General features: G+C 51.5%; 19 protein-coding genes. 7 read left to right on the plus strand and 12 right to left on the minus strand.

The features are described 5' to 3' along the window. Window positions 1-229 precede the first annotated feature (229 nt). From VXJ35_RS04030 to VXJ35_RS04055, 6 genes are all read right to left on the minus strand, one after another. Complete coding sequence (locus tag VXJ35_RS04030; protein WP_157198057.1) at window positions 230-745, minus strand: hypothetical protein; 516 nt, start codon at window positions 743-745, stop codon at window positions 230-232. A gap of 27 nt (window positions 746-772) precedes the next feature. Beyond that, window positions 773-1537 carry a HEAT repeat domain-containing protein gene (locus VXJ35_RS04035; protein WP_064020585.1) on the minus strand — a complete coding sequence of 255 codons (765 nt, stop codon included), beginning with the start codon at window positions 1535-1537 and terminating at the stop codon, window positions 773-775. Window positions 1538-1574: 37 nt separating this feature from the next. After that, the gene (locus VXJ35_RS04040; RefSeq protein ID WP_231879364.1) at window positions 1575-2288 is read right to left on the minus strand and encodes a VPLPA-CTERM sorting domain-containing protein; all 714 of its coding nucleotides are present in this window, start codon (window positions 2286-2288) and stop codon (window positions 1575-1577) included. A 104-nt stretch (window positions 2289-2392) separates the two neighbouring features. Continuing rightward, entirely contained in the window at window positions 2393-2962 is a 570-nt protein-coding gene (locus VXJ35_RS04045; protein WP_064020587.1) for a DVUA0089 family protein, read from the minus strand. A gap of 104 nt (window positions 2963-3066) precedes the next feature. Continuing rightward, a complete protein-coding gene (locus VXJ35_RS04050) occupies window positions 3067-3930 on the minus strand; it encodes a hypothetical protein (protein WP_064020588.1) in 864 nt (287 codons plus the stop codon). A gap of 607 nt (window positions 3931-4537) precedes the next feature. Next, on the minus strand, window positions 4538-5032 hold the full coding sequence (locus VXJ35_RS04055; protein ID WP_064020589.1) for a TlpA disulfide reductase family protein: 495 nt from the start codon (window positions 5030-5032) through the stop codon (window positions 4538-4540). 538 nt (window positions 5033-5570) lie between these two features. Between VXJ35_RS04055 and VXJ35_RS04060 the strand changes: the two genes are divergently transcribed. From VXJ35_RS04060 to VXJ35_RS04090, 7 genes are all read left to right on the plus strand, one after another. After that, a complete protein-coding gene (locus tag VXJ35_RS04060) occupies window positions 5571-5846 on the plus strand; it encodes a hypothetical protein (protein WP_064023360.1) in 276 nt (91 codons plus the stop codon). A gap of 128 nt (window positions 5847-5974) precedes the next feature. Continuing rightward, window positions 5975-7348, plus strand: coding sequence for an ATP-binding protein (locus VXJ35_RS04065; RefSeq protein WP_064020590.1), 1374 nt, complete (start codon window positions 5975-5977; stop codon window positions 7346-7348). Then, window positions 7326-7874 carry a response regulator transcription factor gene (locus tag VXJ35_RS04070; RefSeq protein WP_064020591.1) on the plus strand — a complete coding sequence of 183 codons (549 nt, stop codon included), beginning with the start codon at window positions 7326-7328 and terminating at the stop codon, window positions 7872-7874. The genes VXJ35_RS04065 and VXJ35_RS04070 overlap by 23 nt, the downstream gene beginning before the upstream one ends. Before the next feature lie 627 nt (window positions 7875-8501). Then, window positions 8502-8753 carry a UPF0175 family protein gene (locus tag VXJ35_RS04075; RefSeq protein ID WP_064023361.1) on the plus strand — a complete coding sequence of 84 codons (252 nt, stop codon included), beginning with the start codon at window positions 8502-8504 and terminating at the stop codon, window positions 8751-8753. Window positions 8754-8833: 80 nt separating this feature from the next. After that, the gene (locus VXJ35_RS04080; protein WP_197495957.1) at window positions 8834-9031 is read left to right on the plus strand and encodes a hypothetical protein; all 198 of its coding nucleotides are present in this window, start codon (window positions 8834-8836) and stop codon (window positions 9029-9031) included. Window positions 9032-9134: 103 nt separating this feature from the next. Continuing rightward, on the plus strand, window positions 9135-9227 hold the full coding sequence (locus VXJ35_RS04085) for a hypothetical protein (RefSeq protein ID WP_197495958.1): 93 nt from the start codon (window positions 9135-9137) through the stop codon (window positions 9225-9227). A 115-nt stretch (window positions 9228-9342) separates the two neighbouring features. After that, window positions 9343-9603 (plus strand): hypothetical protein, encoded by a 261-nt coding sequence (locus VXJ35_RS04090; RefSeq protein ID WP_082880792.1) that lies wholly within the window; start codon window positions 9343-9345, stop codon window positions 9601-9603. Window positions 9604-9631: 28 nt separating this feature from the next. Here VXJ35_RS04090 and VXJ35_RS04095 read toward each other — a convergent pair whose 3' ends face one another. The 6 genes from VXJ35_RS04095 to VXJ35_RS04120 form a co-directional block, all read right to left on the minus strand. Further along, the gene (locus VXJ35_RS04095; RefSeq protein WP_064020592.1) at window positions 9632-9934 is read right to left on the minus strand and encodes a type II toxin-antitoxin system RelE/ParE family toxin; all 303 of its coding nucleotides are present in this window, start codon (window positions 9932-9934) and stop codon (window positions 9632-9634) included. Beyond that, the gene (locus tag VXJ35_RS04100; protein ID WP_157770229.1) at window positions 9921-10202 is read right to left on the minus strand and encodes a type II toxin-antitoxin system ParD family antitoxin; all 282 of its coding nucleotides are present in this window, start codon (window positions 10200-10202) and stop codon (window positions 9921-9923) included. The genes VXJ35_RS04095 and VXJ35_RS04100 overlap by 14 nt, the downstream gene beginning before the upstream one ends. Window positions 10203-10497: 295 nt before the next feature. After that, entirely contained in the window at window positions 10498-11724 is a 1227-nt protein-coding gene (locus VXJ35_RS04105; RefSeq protein WP_064020593.1) for an IS256 family transposase, read from the minus strand. A gap of 32 nt (window positions 11725-11756) precedes the next feature. Then, complete coding sequence (locus tag VXJ35_RS04110; protein WP_064020594.1) at window positions 11757-12197, minus strand: helix-turn-helix domain-containing protein; 441 nt, start codon at window positions 12195-12197, stop codon at window positions 11757-11759. A gap of 34 nt (window positions 12198-12231) precedes the next feature. Then, window positions 12232-12813, minus strand: coding sequence for a helix-turn-helix domain-containing protein (locus VXJ35_RS04115; protein ID WP_064020595.1), 582 nt, complete (start codon window positions 12811-12813; stop codon window positions 12232-12234). 64 nt (window positions 12814-12877) lie between these two features. Further along, window positions 12878-13201 carry a hypothetical protein gene (locus VXJ35_RS04120; RefSeq protein WP_064020596.1) on the minus strand — a complete coding sequence of 108 codons (324 nt, stop codon included), beginning with the start codon at window positions 13199-13201 and terminating at the stop codon, window positions 12878-12880. Window positions 13202-13217 lie beyond the last annotated feature (16 nt).

Here is a 13217-nt window from a genome sequence, read left to right on the forward strand (position 1 = left end):
GACTTTCACCGGCTCTCATCAGAACCCATTTTTTTTAATAGATGGAAAAACTCTGCCGCATTATCGCCGTGGCTTCGAAGATAGGGCGGATGCCTTGGCATTCGGAAAAAGCGAGAATTCGGGAATATCTCATTTGCGAATCAGGGTACGGCCCAGCCGGGCGCGGGTTCGTTAAACCGGACATTGGCCACCTGCCGCGCGACCAATGTCCGGATGCAATTAAGTTTGCTTACTGGTTTTGTAATTGCAGCGAGTCGGTGCCGGTGTGGTTGTTGCCTGCATCCTCGCAGTGGGCGGTCAGCACATAATTGTCTGTCGCTGCGGCGGTATGGTGTACCACAACCGTAAAGGTCACGTCCTGGGCGGGCACCGGCGTTTTTAATGTCTTAACCGCACTAGCCGAGTTATCTCCACCCACCAAATCGGTCGCTGTCACGGCCGTGCGCAGATTGTTCGTGACTTGGTTGGCGATGATCGCGTTGTTTATTGCCGTCGCACTGATTTGCCCGCCGGCCGAGCTGGCGTCGCGAACTTGAAAATATAGATGGTCGGTCGGATTCGATGACAATGTCGGGTCGTTGTAACAGCTGACTGTGTAAACGTCGGTAGCGCCGGCACCGGTTTGGCTTAGAACACCGTTGCTCAACGAACCGATGATTTCGTGGGCGGAAGCGGTGGTTGCCAGTCCGGCAGACGCTAGCAGCAAGCCGGCGATCGGAAGGTGTTTGGATGATGAATTTCGCATAGTGTTACTTGTGTAATTTTTGTTTAGTTAATTGGATTGGTTCAGTGCGGCCAATTTGGCGGCGGCATATTCGCGGATAGCACGGTCGCTGTCCGTGAGGGCCTGCTGTAATAGCAAGGCGTTGTCGCCTACGCTTTCCGTCGCCAATAGGCGGACATCGGCATTGCTGTCGTGCATGGCTTGGGCGATTTGGTTAACCGCGTCCCCGTCCTGGGTTTGGCGCAATGCCAACACCGCTTGCGCCCGCACTCCCGGATCTTTGTCTTTCAACGCGTCTTTGATTGCCGCCTTGACTTGCATATCGTCGAACCGCCCGGCCATGGTCAAATTGGCGATGGCCTGCATCCGTTGTTGCGGATCTTTGGCTTGCTCCAGAAAGGTTGGCGTATTGTCGGTTACGGTTGGTGCCGGCTCTGTGGCCAAGGCCCGGCCGGTTTCGCTGTCGCTTTCGGCAGGCTGCGGCAGTATCCAGGCTTCCGTTAGTTGCCTGTTCCCGCTCGGAGCCAACGAATAGCGAAATGCCAGGTTCGCTTGCGGGCCGAGCAGGCACGGCAATAAACTCTCCAGTTTGCCGGCACAATCCGCGCTGGCCGATTCCTTCGGTAACGCGGAATAGTGCAGCCTGATTGCCGATTTTTCGGCAACCTGCGCCAGCACTTGCTCCAGGCCGGCTTCGCCTGGAGCCACTCTAAATTCGCCCGGCCCGGTGCGCTCGAGAATTAGCTGCCGTTCCGCTACGGCCGGCAAAGGCAGCAGCAGTAAGCTGTAGGCGAGCAGGCGAATCGAGCGCATCCGGCGGCTAAGGCGGCGACGGGTTCAGGCGTCCTGGTTAAGCGGACTTTCTGCGGCCGAACAGGCCAAATCCACCCAGAACCGAGCCGAACAACCAGACGGCGGCTGGCACCGGCACTGCGGCTGGCGGTGCGGATACTTGGCTGACGTCGCCGGTAATGGTCAAAGTGTAGTTATTCAATTGCACGCCCTCAGTAGGTGCGCCCCAGGCATCGTAGGTTCCCCATAATGCGGCTTGAAATGGAGAACCCACGGCAATGGTTTGGCCTAAGCTGCCGACCAAATTCTGTTCATTCGATAGAGACGTTGGGCCGTTGTTGGTGTCGGATTGCAAAATCAAATAGGTTGAGCCGGCGGTCAAGTTTAAGGTTAGACCGGGGTCGGAGATGCCGCCGAAAGGATCGGCTGCGGCCCACTGATGAACGTTAACGCCATAAATGTTCTTTGAGTTGGAAGCGTCTCTGGGGGCTTCATCGTTGGCGCCAACCAAAACCCAGTTGCTGCCCGACAGTTGCCAGACGCTGAGCAGGCCGTTCATTGCCAGCGCAAGCGGCTCGCCTCCGACGTCGACGTTCGTATCGATGGAGCTCAGAAAAATGTTGGAGCTGCCGGAAGTATTGGCTTGGATGTAATAAGCTTCGATCTTATTCGGGGTGGCGGTATCGTGCACGCTGTTAATGGTTAACGAAGCTTGCGCGGCACCGGTCGACAGTGCGAGGGCTAGGGATGAGGCCAGAATTGTCTTGTTCATCGGGTTACCTATTTCCATTTGGGATTAAAAAACTATTAATGCCAAACGAGGCGTTCACGAGTTTGGTGAATGCGGCGCTTGGCGTTAACGGGGCAAGCTGCTGATTATCGGCTTTTGCGCTTGGAGATACCCAATACGCCCATCAAACCGGATATCAGCATCCAGGCCGTTGCCGGTAGCGGAACTGCTGCGGGCGGATTGGCGCTTTCCAAGGCCGACACGACCGAGCTGTCGATGTTCAGCGAATAAAGGAACGTACTGGAAAAGCTGCCGCCGCCGGAGAATCCGCTAGACAAGGTGTTGCCCAGGGTATTGTTGCCGAATCCGGTGATGGTTGCCAAATAGTTTCCGATCCCCAGGTTCAGAACCAGTTGCGAGTCCTTGCTGTTGGTGGTCTCGAAGAAATTAGCGGTGGCGCGGTCGTCGTTAAAAGCCAGTTTGGTCCAGTCGGCGGCGGTCGGATTGGCCGCGGTTGTGGTCCACAGCGTCAACAATGGGTTGAACGGGGCATTGGAGGCGGTGTAAATATTGACTTCGCCGGCCGCATCGACCTGAAAGCTGAAATAGTCGACTTGGTTGGCGTCGTGTTGGGTGGCGTCGATCCAAGTGAGGTCGGCTTGAGCGGTGGTCGAAAGTAAGGTTAATACAGCCAACAAGGCATGGATTTTTTTCATTTAGATTCTCCGAAAAAAGGGGCTGAGTGGAATCCGGAAAGGCGCAGCGCCGGATTGGCCGGGCAAATTGGACCGCGCTGCGCCTGGTATCGGCTTAACTAACCTTATTGGAAGGTGTTGCCGCTAGCCGGAGTACCCCAGCCTGGGAATGCCAGTTGGTCGATATCGTCAGCCGATGGTTTGACCGTGATTTCGATGGTCGGATCGCTACCGCCGGCCGCCGCGCAGTTGGCTGGGTAAGGGTTGATGGCGGTATCGCGGTTGATGGTCAAGTTGGTGGTGCCGGCACCGTTTTCAATCGCGCTGGCCGGGAATTGCGTGGTGTCCAGATCTGCTATGGTCTTGTCGATCCACAGGTTGACGCCGTTATTGCCGCTACCGATCGCCGGCAAACTGCCCGGTTTTTGGTTGATGTTGCAAATGTCGGCCACGGCGAATTGCACGGTCAGTTTGCTGACGCAGGAATTGGCATTACCTGCGGCAAATCTGAAATGCGGCGCCGCAAAGCGGAATGGTACTTCGCCGTGCAGATTCACAGCCAAGCTGCCTTTGGTGGAAACCCAACCGATGACGCTGTTGCTCGCGTTGCGTTGTTCGATTTGATTGGAAAACACGTCTTTGCTTTGGATCAACTGCCCCAGGTTTTGCAGTGAGTTCAAAGGGGTGGTGCCGGCCAAGTTGGTTGAGAAGTAAGGACTTAAGCCGCCGCCGCTAACATCGGTCGTGGCGCCGGAAACGGTTTCTTTTTTCAGAATGGTCGGGTTAATGGTCGGGATGACTACGCTTTGGGCCACAATCGGAGTCGGCGGGGTGGTGCCGTTGCAAGCATGGTTCAAACCGACGCGAGGAAAGCCGGTCGCGCCGCTGGTAATCGCGCCAACGATAGAGGCGTGAGCAAATGCCGCATCGCCTGCAGCCATCATCGCCATGCCGCCAAAACCCATTGCAATGAATTTCAATTTCTTCATGTGGTTCTCCTTAAAAGATAGTTTCTCTGCTGTTATTAGTGTTGTTCCCAATTTTTGCCCCGCGTTGCTGTCCAGGCGAAACTAAGTAACGTGAACAGGTACGCATAATTGATGCCATAAATGGGTGCTTGCTCGCATTGTATTTATCTGATTGATTTGTAAAGGCCTGGCCGGGTTTTGCCGGACGCGGAGCGGATGAGGATTTGTTTCGGAGAAATTAAACTATGTTATATAACTTGGTTATAGGTGAAATGACACAGTTAAACGCTTGGTTTATCCGTATAGAATTGGCATAGGCCGGCATTGCGCCGTATTCGAGGCATGTTCTGGCGGGCCGGCGCAGCTGCGGCGGGCGGAATTCGCAAAAAAAGGCCGGGCTGCGCTCGCTGTTGCGGTGCGATCTTTGTGCGTATGCGGGCTTTGGGCTTCAGCCCATCCATAGCGGAATGTGGAGAAGGGCTGCGGTCTGGCGAGCGCCGCTTAGCTGTCGCCCTTGGACGTGGGCACTATCTGTCCTGGAAGGCGTTGCATTTTGCCGAGTCTTTGGCGGTGCCGCCGGCTTTACCGGTCCAATACAACCGATGCTCGGCTAATGGCGGGCTCGAGATTATTCGGCGAGCAATTTGGCGACTTGATCGCGGATCTCGGACTGGTCGGTTTCGCGGAATCCCAGGTGGATTTTGCGGACTTTTCCGGTTTTATCGACGAAGAACGACGAGGGCATGGCTTGTACTCCAAACGCGCTGGGGCATTTGCCTTGCGGGTCGAACAGTATCGGATAGTCGACTGAGCGGGTTTGCAGAAAACGGCGGGCTTCGTCGCTATTTTCATCGACATTGATGGCAATGATTTCAAATCCGTCCGCTTGCAGCTCGTTACGCAATTGGTTCAGAAACGGCATTGACTTTTGGCAGGGGCCGCACCAGGTCGCCCAGAAATCGACCAGTAAGACTTTGCCCTTGTAGCGGCTAAAATCCAGAGTAGTTTGAGATTCGGCTAATTGGGCGGGGCATTGCGGTACGGGTTCGCCCAGTTCGGCTGCTTGGCTGGCGATTGTCGCCGCGAATGAGAGTCCTAGAAAAAAAATATGCTTTAGCGTCATGGCAGGTAAGGCTGTTGATTGAGGAAGGAAAACACTCGCCGGATAGGCAAGCCTCCGAGCGTATTGGCTGCTGAAGCCGGCATCGCTAACCGGTTTATGGTAGCAGCACCTTAATAGCAAGCAAAGCTTCGGCCAGCTAAGCCGGCATCCGCTGGAGTTTGCCGCGGATGTGTTGGGACTCGGAGTCGGCATCGGGTTTCGTACATTTCAGGGGTGGATGAGGCCCGGTTTTCCACGTTGCTTTTAGGCTGGTTCTGATGCTGCAGGCGGATGCGATAAATTAAACTGTGTTATACCACGCGCTTATTGCGGTATTTGCCGGTTCTTGGGGCGGGTTTGGAAATATTCCCGGACCGGAAATATGCCGGAACGGATGCTTTTGTCTCTTCCTGCGGTTGTTTTATGTTCTAATCACCCTGTGTTGCTGGGGTTTTTGCATCCCGCAGGCGTTATCGAAAGAAATGGCCTTTATTTTGCAATACTTTGCTGCTATTTTGAGGCGCCTTGATTCCGGGCCGACTGCCAGTTGGAGATATTTATGCAAAAAACACCAAATACCCCGTTGTGGGTATTTCTTGCGCTATCCAGTATAGAGACGCGCCGGGGGGCGCTATGGCTGGTGTGGAGCAGCCTGTTGTTCACACTGTATTGCGTGCCGTGGGGGCATTATTTTCAGGGTAGCGCCTGGGTTGCCACGATGTTTCTGATAGAAGATTGGGAATGGTTTGCCATGATGATGCCCATGACGCTTTGGTATTGGATGAGTATGCGCTGGGTTGACAAAAACGGCGGCTGGAACACGGTGAGCGTTTAAATTCAACCCGGTTTCCAGGTTGTGGTGCGGATGGATTTTGAGCCTATTTTCAAAGCTTCTTTACCAAATTTAAATTAGCTGTTTAGATGGCCTTTTTATCCGGCCCATTCAAGTCTGGCAGGTTTTCCATGCTTTCCCACATCCTACCCAAAGCCGAAATCTCGATCCGGGAAAATCTCAGGTGGTTGTACATTCTGAGAAATCTGATGCTGTTCGCGGTGACCTTTGCCGTGTTCATTGCCGTCAACGGGCTGGGCATCGAGCTGCCGCAAAACCAGTTGTGGTTAGCGATTTTTGCGATCTCGATACTCAATTTATACACCTGGCTGCGGCTGCGCACGCCGGAAGAAGTCACCGAGCACGAGATTTTTTCGCAAATCTGCATGGACGTGCTGGCGTTGGCTTATCTGCTATACCTGACCGGAGGCGCTTCTAATCCGATCATTTGGGTGTTTCTATTGCCGTTGATCGTAACGGCGATCATGTTGCCCCAGGCTTACGCGTGGAACATGGTGATCATAACTTCGTGTGTCTACACCGTGTTGATCGCCTATAACGTGCCGCTTCCGGCCATCGAGCCGCATTTGGCGCATCCGGCCATGGCCGAGTTGACGCCGGAAATGAGTCTGCAGATGCATCTGATGAACGATAGGCGCTATTTCAATCTGCATGTGTTCGGCATGTGGTTCGGTTTTGTGTTCAGTGCCGGCTTGGTCGCGTTTTTTGTCGTGGAATTGTCGAAAACGTTAAAAGAGCGCGAGCGCAATCTGGCCGATGCCCGCGAGAGTGCCTTGCGGGATGAGCGCGTGGTTTCGCTGGGTACGTTGGCGGCCAGCGCGGCTCACGATATGGGCACGCCGCTGGGTACGATCGCGATCCTCACGCACGAAATGGTCGAGGATTTCCCCGAGCACCGGTATCCTGAGCTCTACCACAAGCTGATGATCGTGCAGCAGCAAATCGACCGCTGCAAGCAGGCGTTGTCGGTGATGTCGGCGTCGGCCGGCGAGATGCGGGCCGAATCGGGCAAGGTCATGCTGGTCAGCGAGTATATCGACGAAGTTTTGAATCAATGGCGGGCGCACAAATCTGCTACCCGGCTGAAATTATTCGTATCCCCGAACGTAGACATGGCGGCGAAAATAATCGCCGAGCGCACGGTGACCCATTCCATTATCAATATCCTGAACAACGCGGCCGAGGCTTCTCCGGACGACGCCGGTATCGAGTTTCATGCCGAGTGGAGCGATGACAATTTGTTTTTGCGGATCCGGGATTTCGGTCCGGGGCTGCCGGCCGAGTTTATCGATTTCGCCGGGCATCAGCCGGTGAAAAGCAACAAGCAGGGCATGGGGGTGGGTTTGTTTTTGACCTATACCACGATAAAACGCTTGGGCGGTACAATACAGTTCAGTAATCTCGACAGCGGCGGAGCTTGCGTGGAGATCAGTTTGCCGTTGTTAGCTAAGGAGAGTATCCATGACCAATTTGCCTACGGATAAGCCGAATTTATTGTTGGTTGACGATGACGTGACCTATTGTTCGGTGTTGAAGCCGGCGTTGGAAAAACGCAATTTTCAGGTAACGGTAGCCAACGATGTGGCGACGGCGATGAAATTGGCCGAGCAGACCGAGCCGGAGTACGCGGTAATCGATTTGCGGATCGGTTTCGATTCCGGGCTGGAGATGGTCAAGAAGCTTATTTCGCTGGACGACAATACCCAAATCGTCATGTTGACCGGTTTCGCCAGCATCGCGACCGCGGTGGAGGCGATCAAGTTAGGTGCAATCCACTATCTGACCAAGCCGGCGAATGCCGACGAAATTGTCAGCGCGCTATACAAAAACGAGGGCGACGCCTCGGTGGCTATCAGCGATAGCCCGTTATCGGTAAAGCGTCTGGAATGGGAACATTTGCAAAAAGTACTGATGCAACACGACGGCAACATTTCCGCCGCCGCGCGCGCCCTGAATATGCATCGAAGGACTTTGCAACGGAAGCTGGAGAAAAAACCGGTCAAGGAATGACGGGTAATCAGAGGGGGAGCTTGAAAAACGGGTTTCAGTTCGACTTTATGACTGGCGCAAGCAGTCCGCACGCGCAGGGCCTCAGTATTCGGCATGCGGTTACGCGCTGCCGGTGTAAGTCTTGAAGACCGTCAAGACTTGTTAGGGCGTCATGCAGGGCATATCACTACGCATACCGTAAGGCGGAAATCGCTCGGCTGATTGAGTGTGTGGAATTGCTTTGCGACGATAAGCAACAACCCGAGCTTACATTGATTCGGGCAGCTTAATCGTCAAAAAGTCGGAAATGAAAAATGGCAGACACAAAAAACCAGCTCTGATTTCTCAGTAACTGGTTGATTTGTATATCGAATTGATGGTGGGTCGTGTGCGATTCGAACGCACGACCATCGCATTAAAAGTGCAATTACAATTCTGTAAGCCATTGTTTTTATTTAATTATTAATTTTGTCTGGTCTGTCTACGCGACACGACGCATCACAACTGAGCATAACTAAGTCGCGTAAATCTCGCGTACGATTTTTGCGAATTTGATAACGCTAGATTACGGAAAGGTATTGACTGCATTACAATCTGTTCTTGTTTCAGATCAATTTTAGCGCCGAATCAAAGCGTAAGGAAAACACTATGCAAATAGCTATCGACCTCCCCAACGATTTTGTCAGTTTTCAATCGGCTGCCGACATCGAGAAAGACATGCGGTTGAGCTATTCCTTGTGGCTATTTAAAAATGCCAAGGTCACCATTACCAAGGCTGCTGAACTGGCTCATCTGGATATATACGACTTCATGGCAGCTTGTAAACAAAATCAAGTATCTGTCATCGACATTAGTCCACAGGAATTGTTGGATGAGGTTGCGGGGATGCGATCAGTATGATTCTGGTTGCGGATTGTTCCGCATTGGTAGCGTTGTCGATCTGCGATAGTTTATATTTATTGTAAGCATTGTTTACCCGGGTGGCGGTACCTGAATCGGTCTATTTAGAGGCAACCAAATCCGATAAGCCTCAAGCGCAAGCCCTGAAACACTTTTTGCAAGACAAAGTTCATCAAGTCGATTTGAGCAATTATGTGTTTTTGGATGCCTTTGCTGACGCTGGAGAAACCGCTGCGATGGTGCTTTACAAAAACAGTTATCAGCGGACAAATTATTGATCGATGATCGACGGGGCCGCAAAGTGGCAAAGATCAATCAAATTGACACAATCGATTCGTTGGACATATTGCTTGCGCCAAAGCTAAAGGTTTAGTAAAGGAAGTGAAGCCTTTACTCAGACAAATTGAGCGATCAGATATTTATTTGAGCCCTAACCTAATTGCCACCGTTCTGGAATTGGCGGGTGAAAGCTGACCCGTAGCTTGGCTGTGAAAGCGTTTTTGTTGAGAAACGATGCACGGCTGCTGAGATATGTCATTCAAAGAATAGTTGACAGAATATTTATTATTAAATGCTTTTTTAATTCTTTATGCGCTTTACAGCCTCCCAGTTACAATCAAAACATAAAGCTCTCATTGACGCTTTAAAGCGAGGTAAGACTGTTGAAATCAGTTATCATGCTCAAACGCTTGACATCGTTCATCCTTCTTTATCTACTGTAAATAGTGAAGAACAAGAAGCCGCCATGAACGAGTTTTTTAGTATGCATCGCGATTTAAGCGGCGCCAATGTCGAATCTGAATTTCGAGATATTCGTAAAGGCCGTCGGAGATCATTGAGTGATCTTTGATAACGATCTTAAGATGATCTCAAGGCACTTAGAAGGCGGTTTTAATATCCTTGCGTTCATGCAGTATGCGTGAAACATAAATTGCATGCTGGTCAGCTCGATAAAAAATAACATGCTGTCCGGCTGGAAACGACCGATGGTTTTTTGAAATCTCTGGTCGCCTATGTCCGATTTCAGGATTCTGTTGAATTGTAATCAGGGCCTTATCGATGACAGAGCGATAAACATGCATCTGCTTTTCGCTCCATGTTTGAAACGTGTATTGGAGAATGTCAGCAAAATCATCTACCGCTTGAGGCGATAGGATGATTGAAAGCTCATCCTGTGACATTGGCACCTATTTTCTTGCCATTGCGGGCGTTGTCTAATGCTTTTTCAGTAATTTTATCTAACTGGCTTGCTGAGTAAGCAATACCTTCCCCTCTCTCAATCTGCTCGTCCCCTTGTCTGATTGCATCGCGAAGCTTTTCAAGCTTGTCATCTTCTTCCCACATGCGCCGTATAGCATCACGAACCACTTCGGATGCATTGCTATAAAAGCCTGTACCTACTTTAGTTTGCAAGTAGCGTTCAATTTCTGGTGATAGATTAATGTGCATGCGCCACCTCATAAGATATACATGATGAATACATATCATATACATTTTGCAGAAATCTAGTTTTGATTTCTAACGAACACTGTAGGAATTGTCCTCAATGGAAAATTTCAGCACTGATTGCCAACGGTAAAAACAATGAATGTTGGTGCCGGGCGAAAATTGACCAACCGTACCGGTTGAAATTTGACTAGGGGGCGGAGCCGGTTTTTGGAGTCACCGGCTGTGGATAAGTGTAAATGAAACGGATAGCAATCGGGTAGGAGGGTGTCCTGAATTTTGTGTAAACGGGATTTAATTATCGATTAGGCATCCTGTCTTCAAACTGAATGCTAAACCGATTCAAAGCAGCTTTCCAGTCATGCAACGGCATGGTCCATTTTTTACTGATATTCATCAGGGCTAAATAGAACAATTTCGACAAGGCTTCATCACTGGGAAATGAGCCGCGATTTTTGGTGATTTTCCGCAGACTCATATTCACGGACTCGATGGCATTGGTCGTGTAAATGATGCGACGTATTTCAGTTGGATAGTCGAAAAAAGGGATAATCCTATCCCAATTCCGTCTCCAAATCTGGCCAATCGGTGGGTAGGCCTCGTTCCACTGCGTCTCGAACTCAGCCAGTCGTTGCTCTGCTTCAACGACGCTGGCTGATTGGTATATTCGCTTGAGATCGCCGGCGATCTGTTTGCGCATTTTCCAACTGACATAGTTCAGGCTGTTGCGGACTAGGTGGACGATACACAGTTGGACGGCAGCCTGTGGATAGACGGTTTCAATCGCTTCGGGAAAGCCTTTCAAGCCATCGACACAGGCAATGAAGATGTCTTGCACGCCGCGATTCTTCAGGTCTGTCACGACCTGTAACCAAAACTTGGCCCCTTCGGTTTGGGCGATCCATAAGCCCAGCACTTCCTTCTCTCCTTGCAGGTTAATCCCAATGGCCAGATAAACGGCCTTGACGCGCACGGCACCGGTATCGCGCACTTTGACATGGATACAATCGAGATAAACGATGGGGTAAACCGGATCAAGCGGCCGCAATTGCCAGGCTTTGACTTCTTCTATCACGGCATCCGTCACCGAGGAGATCAAGGTGGGTGAAACTTCAGTGCCATACAGTTCTTCCAGATGGCTCTGGATTTCCCTGACCGTCAGACCTCGGGCATAGAGCGAAATGATCTTGTCGTCAAAGCCCGTCCAACGGGATTGGTGTTTGCCAATGATTTGCGGCTCAAAGTGGCCATGACGATCCCGAGGAATCTCAATCGGCAACTCGCCAAAGTCGCCTTTCAGGGTTTTCCGGCTCTTGCCATTGCGGGTGTTGCCGGTAGGATTGCCGACAGCTTCATGCTTGCCATGACCGAGATGTTCGGTCATTTCAGCTTCTAAAGCCCGCTCCACCAGGGCCTTGGTCAGTTGTTTCAGAAGACCGTTTTCACCCAACAGGTCTTCGGGTTTTTGATAGCCTGACAGCAAGCTGTCGATCAGTTCGGTTGGGATGGATTTTGGTAAGGTCATAGTTACTCCTCAAAGTAAGGGCAGTTTCCTGCCTAATGGCCGTTTACACAAAAATTCTTACACCCTCCAAAGCGTTGGGTCAGTTCGGCGAGCTTATTGACAGCATCAACCAGGCGGCGGATATCGGCGATTTCGTCGGCGATCAGGTCGGACAGCAGGTCCTTAACCTGGTTTTCGCGAGCTTGCTTGATGTCACGTTGGGGGTAGTTAGAGAAGCCAAATAAGAAATCTGAGCTAACGCCGTAGTGCAGAACAGCCGTGGCGAGGACTTTGGGGTTGATGTAGGAAAGGTGGCCGTATTCGGCGGACTCGAGTTTACTGAGCCGCGACGAATTGGTAAAGCCGAACAGCGGTGCGGCTTCAATTTGGCTAAGCCCACACAGTTCGCGGGCTTCGGCCATCCGCGCGCCGAAATTCAACGACATCGCGGATTTGATTTCGTCAGGTTTTAAATTGGTGTAGGAAATAAGCATTTATTCCTCAAATCGGTGGTTTTGAGGCATTTCATCACGAATTTCTTGCGGATTTCGGGGCGATTTCCGTGTTAGTTGGCTTGTTTTTGAGGGTTAAGTAATCAAACCGATAATCCAACTTTTGAACGGCGGAAACGGCTCGCAGAAGCCGAGCCCCGGCGGGCATGTCGTCGAAATCCGGGTTGGACTTTCGGAATAGCTCGAAAGCGGTGACGATTTCGGCAAGCGCCGCTTGCGCGCGGGTTTTGATTTCATCGGCTTCGGCTTGGCGTGCCACAAGTTTGGAGTAATGTTTAAGGTGAATCCGCTGCAATCCGGTCAGAAAGTCGCGCTGCAAGTCGATTTTAAGGGAGCATTCCCAGTCGTCAGCCAAGCCGAGTAGCCAATCGGCCGATACGTCGTAAGTTTCGGCTGCCGCTTTTAAAAGCTTGATAGGCAATGGATTCAATCTGCCGGCTTCGGCGTCGGCGAGCGCTTGTTTGGAAGTATTTAACAGTTCCGCGGCATCTGTCTGAGTAATGTCGAGAAGCTCACGTGCGACATACAGCCTGGATCCGGTTAATTTTAAGGCCGCTATTTCTTGTTTGTTCGTGTAAAGGACCTTTGGTTTACTCATTTTTCCCCGCGTTGATTGGGTTTAAGAGGGGCGTCGGATAGCCGCCCCGGTCTGTTAAGCCTATTTACTCGGTCAAATCGTCTGATTCGCTGGTCGCTGCCGATTCGTTGCTCCCGTTGTCGGGGACGATTTCGAAATTGTCGACGACCCATTCCGCCATGGAATCAAGGTCACAGAGGTGCTGGTCAATTTGCTTTAAAAGATTGAGATTTACTTCGTCGCCTATGACTACATCGCCGCCGGGTTCGAACTGGGTTCGCATGATGTCGGTCAGCGCACGAATGTCCTCGATTTTCCCGGCGACTGTTGAATAAAAGTCGAGGTTATTGAATTCGGCCAGTTCGCCGCCGGCCGGCATTACGCGATGATTGAAATTGGGTTGTTGCATGATTACTCCAGTGGGT

The organism is Methylomonas sp. DH-1, assembly GCF_046097555.1.
Classification (GTDB): domain Bacteria; phylum Pseudomonadota; class Gammaproteobacteria; order Methylococcales; family Methylomonadaceae; genus Methylomonas; species Methylomonas koyamae.

Coding starts and splice junctions, on each gene's coding strand:
- VXJ35_RS04050 (WP_064020588.1), bottom strand. CDS start 3,930: ATGAAGAAATTGAAATTCATTGCAATGGGTTTTGGCGGCATGGCGATG.
- VXJ35_RS04115 (WP_064020595.1), bottom strand. CDS start 12,813: ATGAGTAAACCAAAGGTCCTTTACACGAACAAACAAGAAATAGCGGCC.
- VXJ35_RS04045 (WP_064020587.1), bottom strand. CDS start 2,962: ATGAAAAAAATCCATGCCTTGTTGGCTGTATTAACCTTACTTTCGACC.
- VXJ35_RS04070 (WP_064020591.1), top strand. CDS start 7,326: ATGACCAATTTGCCTACGGATAAGCCGAATTTATTGTTGGTTGACGAT.
- VXJ35_RS04095 (WP_064020592.1), bottom strand. CDS start 9,934: ATGTCACAGGATGAGCTTTCAATCATCCTATCGCCTCAAGCGGTAGAT.
- VXJ35_RS04120 (WP_064020596.1), bottom strand. CDS start 13,201: ATGCAACAACCCAATTTCAATCATCGCGTAATGCCGGCCGGCGGCGAA.
- VXJ35_RS04040 (WP_231879364.1), bottom strand. CDS start 2,288: ATGAACAAGACAATTCTGGCCTCATCCCTAGCCCTCGCACTGTCGACC.
- VXJ35_RS04060 (WP_064023360.1), top strand. CDS start 5,571: ATGCAAAAAACACCAAATACCCCGTTGTGGGTATTTCTTGCGCTATCC.
- VXJ35_RS04065 (WP_064020590.1), top strand. CDS start 5,975: ATGCTTTCCCACATCCTACCCAAAGCCGAAATCTCGATCCGGGAAAAT.
- VXJ35_RS04035 (WP_064020585.1), bottom strand. CDS start 1,537: ATGCGCTCGATTCGCCTGCTCGCCTACAGCTTACTGCTGCTGCCTTTG.
- VXJ35_RS04090 (WP_082880792.1), top strand. CDS start 9,343: ATGCGCTTTACAGCCTCCCAGTTACAATCAAAACATAAAGCTCTCATT.
- VXJ35_RS04075 (WP_064023361.1), top strand. CDS start 8,502: ATGCAAATAGCTATCGACCTCCCCAACGATTTTGTCAGTTTTCAATCG.
- VXJ35_RS04055 (WP_064020589.1), bottom strand. CDS start 5,032: ATGACGCTAAAGCATATTTTTTTTCTAGGACTCTCATTCGCGGCGACA.
- VXJ35_RS04105 (WP_064020593.1), bottom strand. CDS start 11,724: ATGACCTTACCAAAATCCATCCCAACCGAACTGATCGACAGCTTGCTG.
- VXJ35_RS04110 (WP_064020594.1), bottom strand. CDS start 12,197: ATGCTTATTTCCTACACCAATTTAAAACCTGACGAAATCAAATCCGCG.
- VXJ35_RS04030 (WP_157198057.1), bottom strand. CDS start 745: ATGCGAAATTCATCATCCAAACACCTTCCGATCGCCGGCTTGCTGCTA.
- VXJ35_RS04100 (WP_157770229.1), bottom strand. CDS start 10,202: ATGCACATTAATCTATCACCAGAAATTGAACGCTACTTGCAAACTAAA.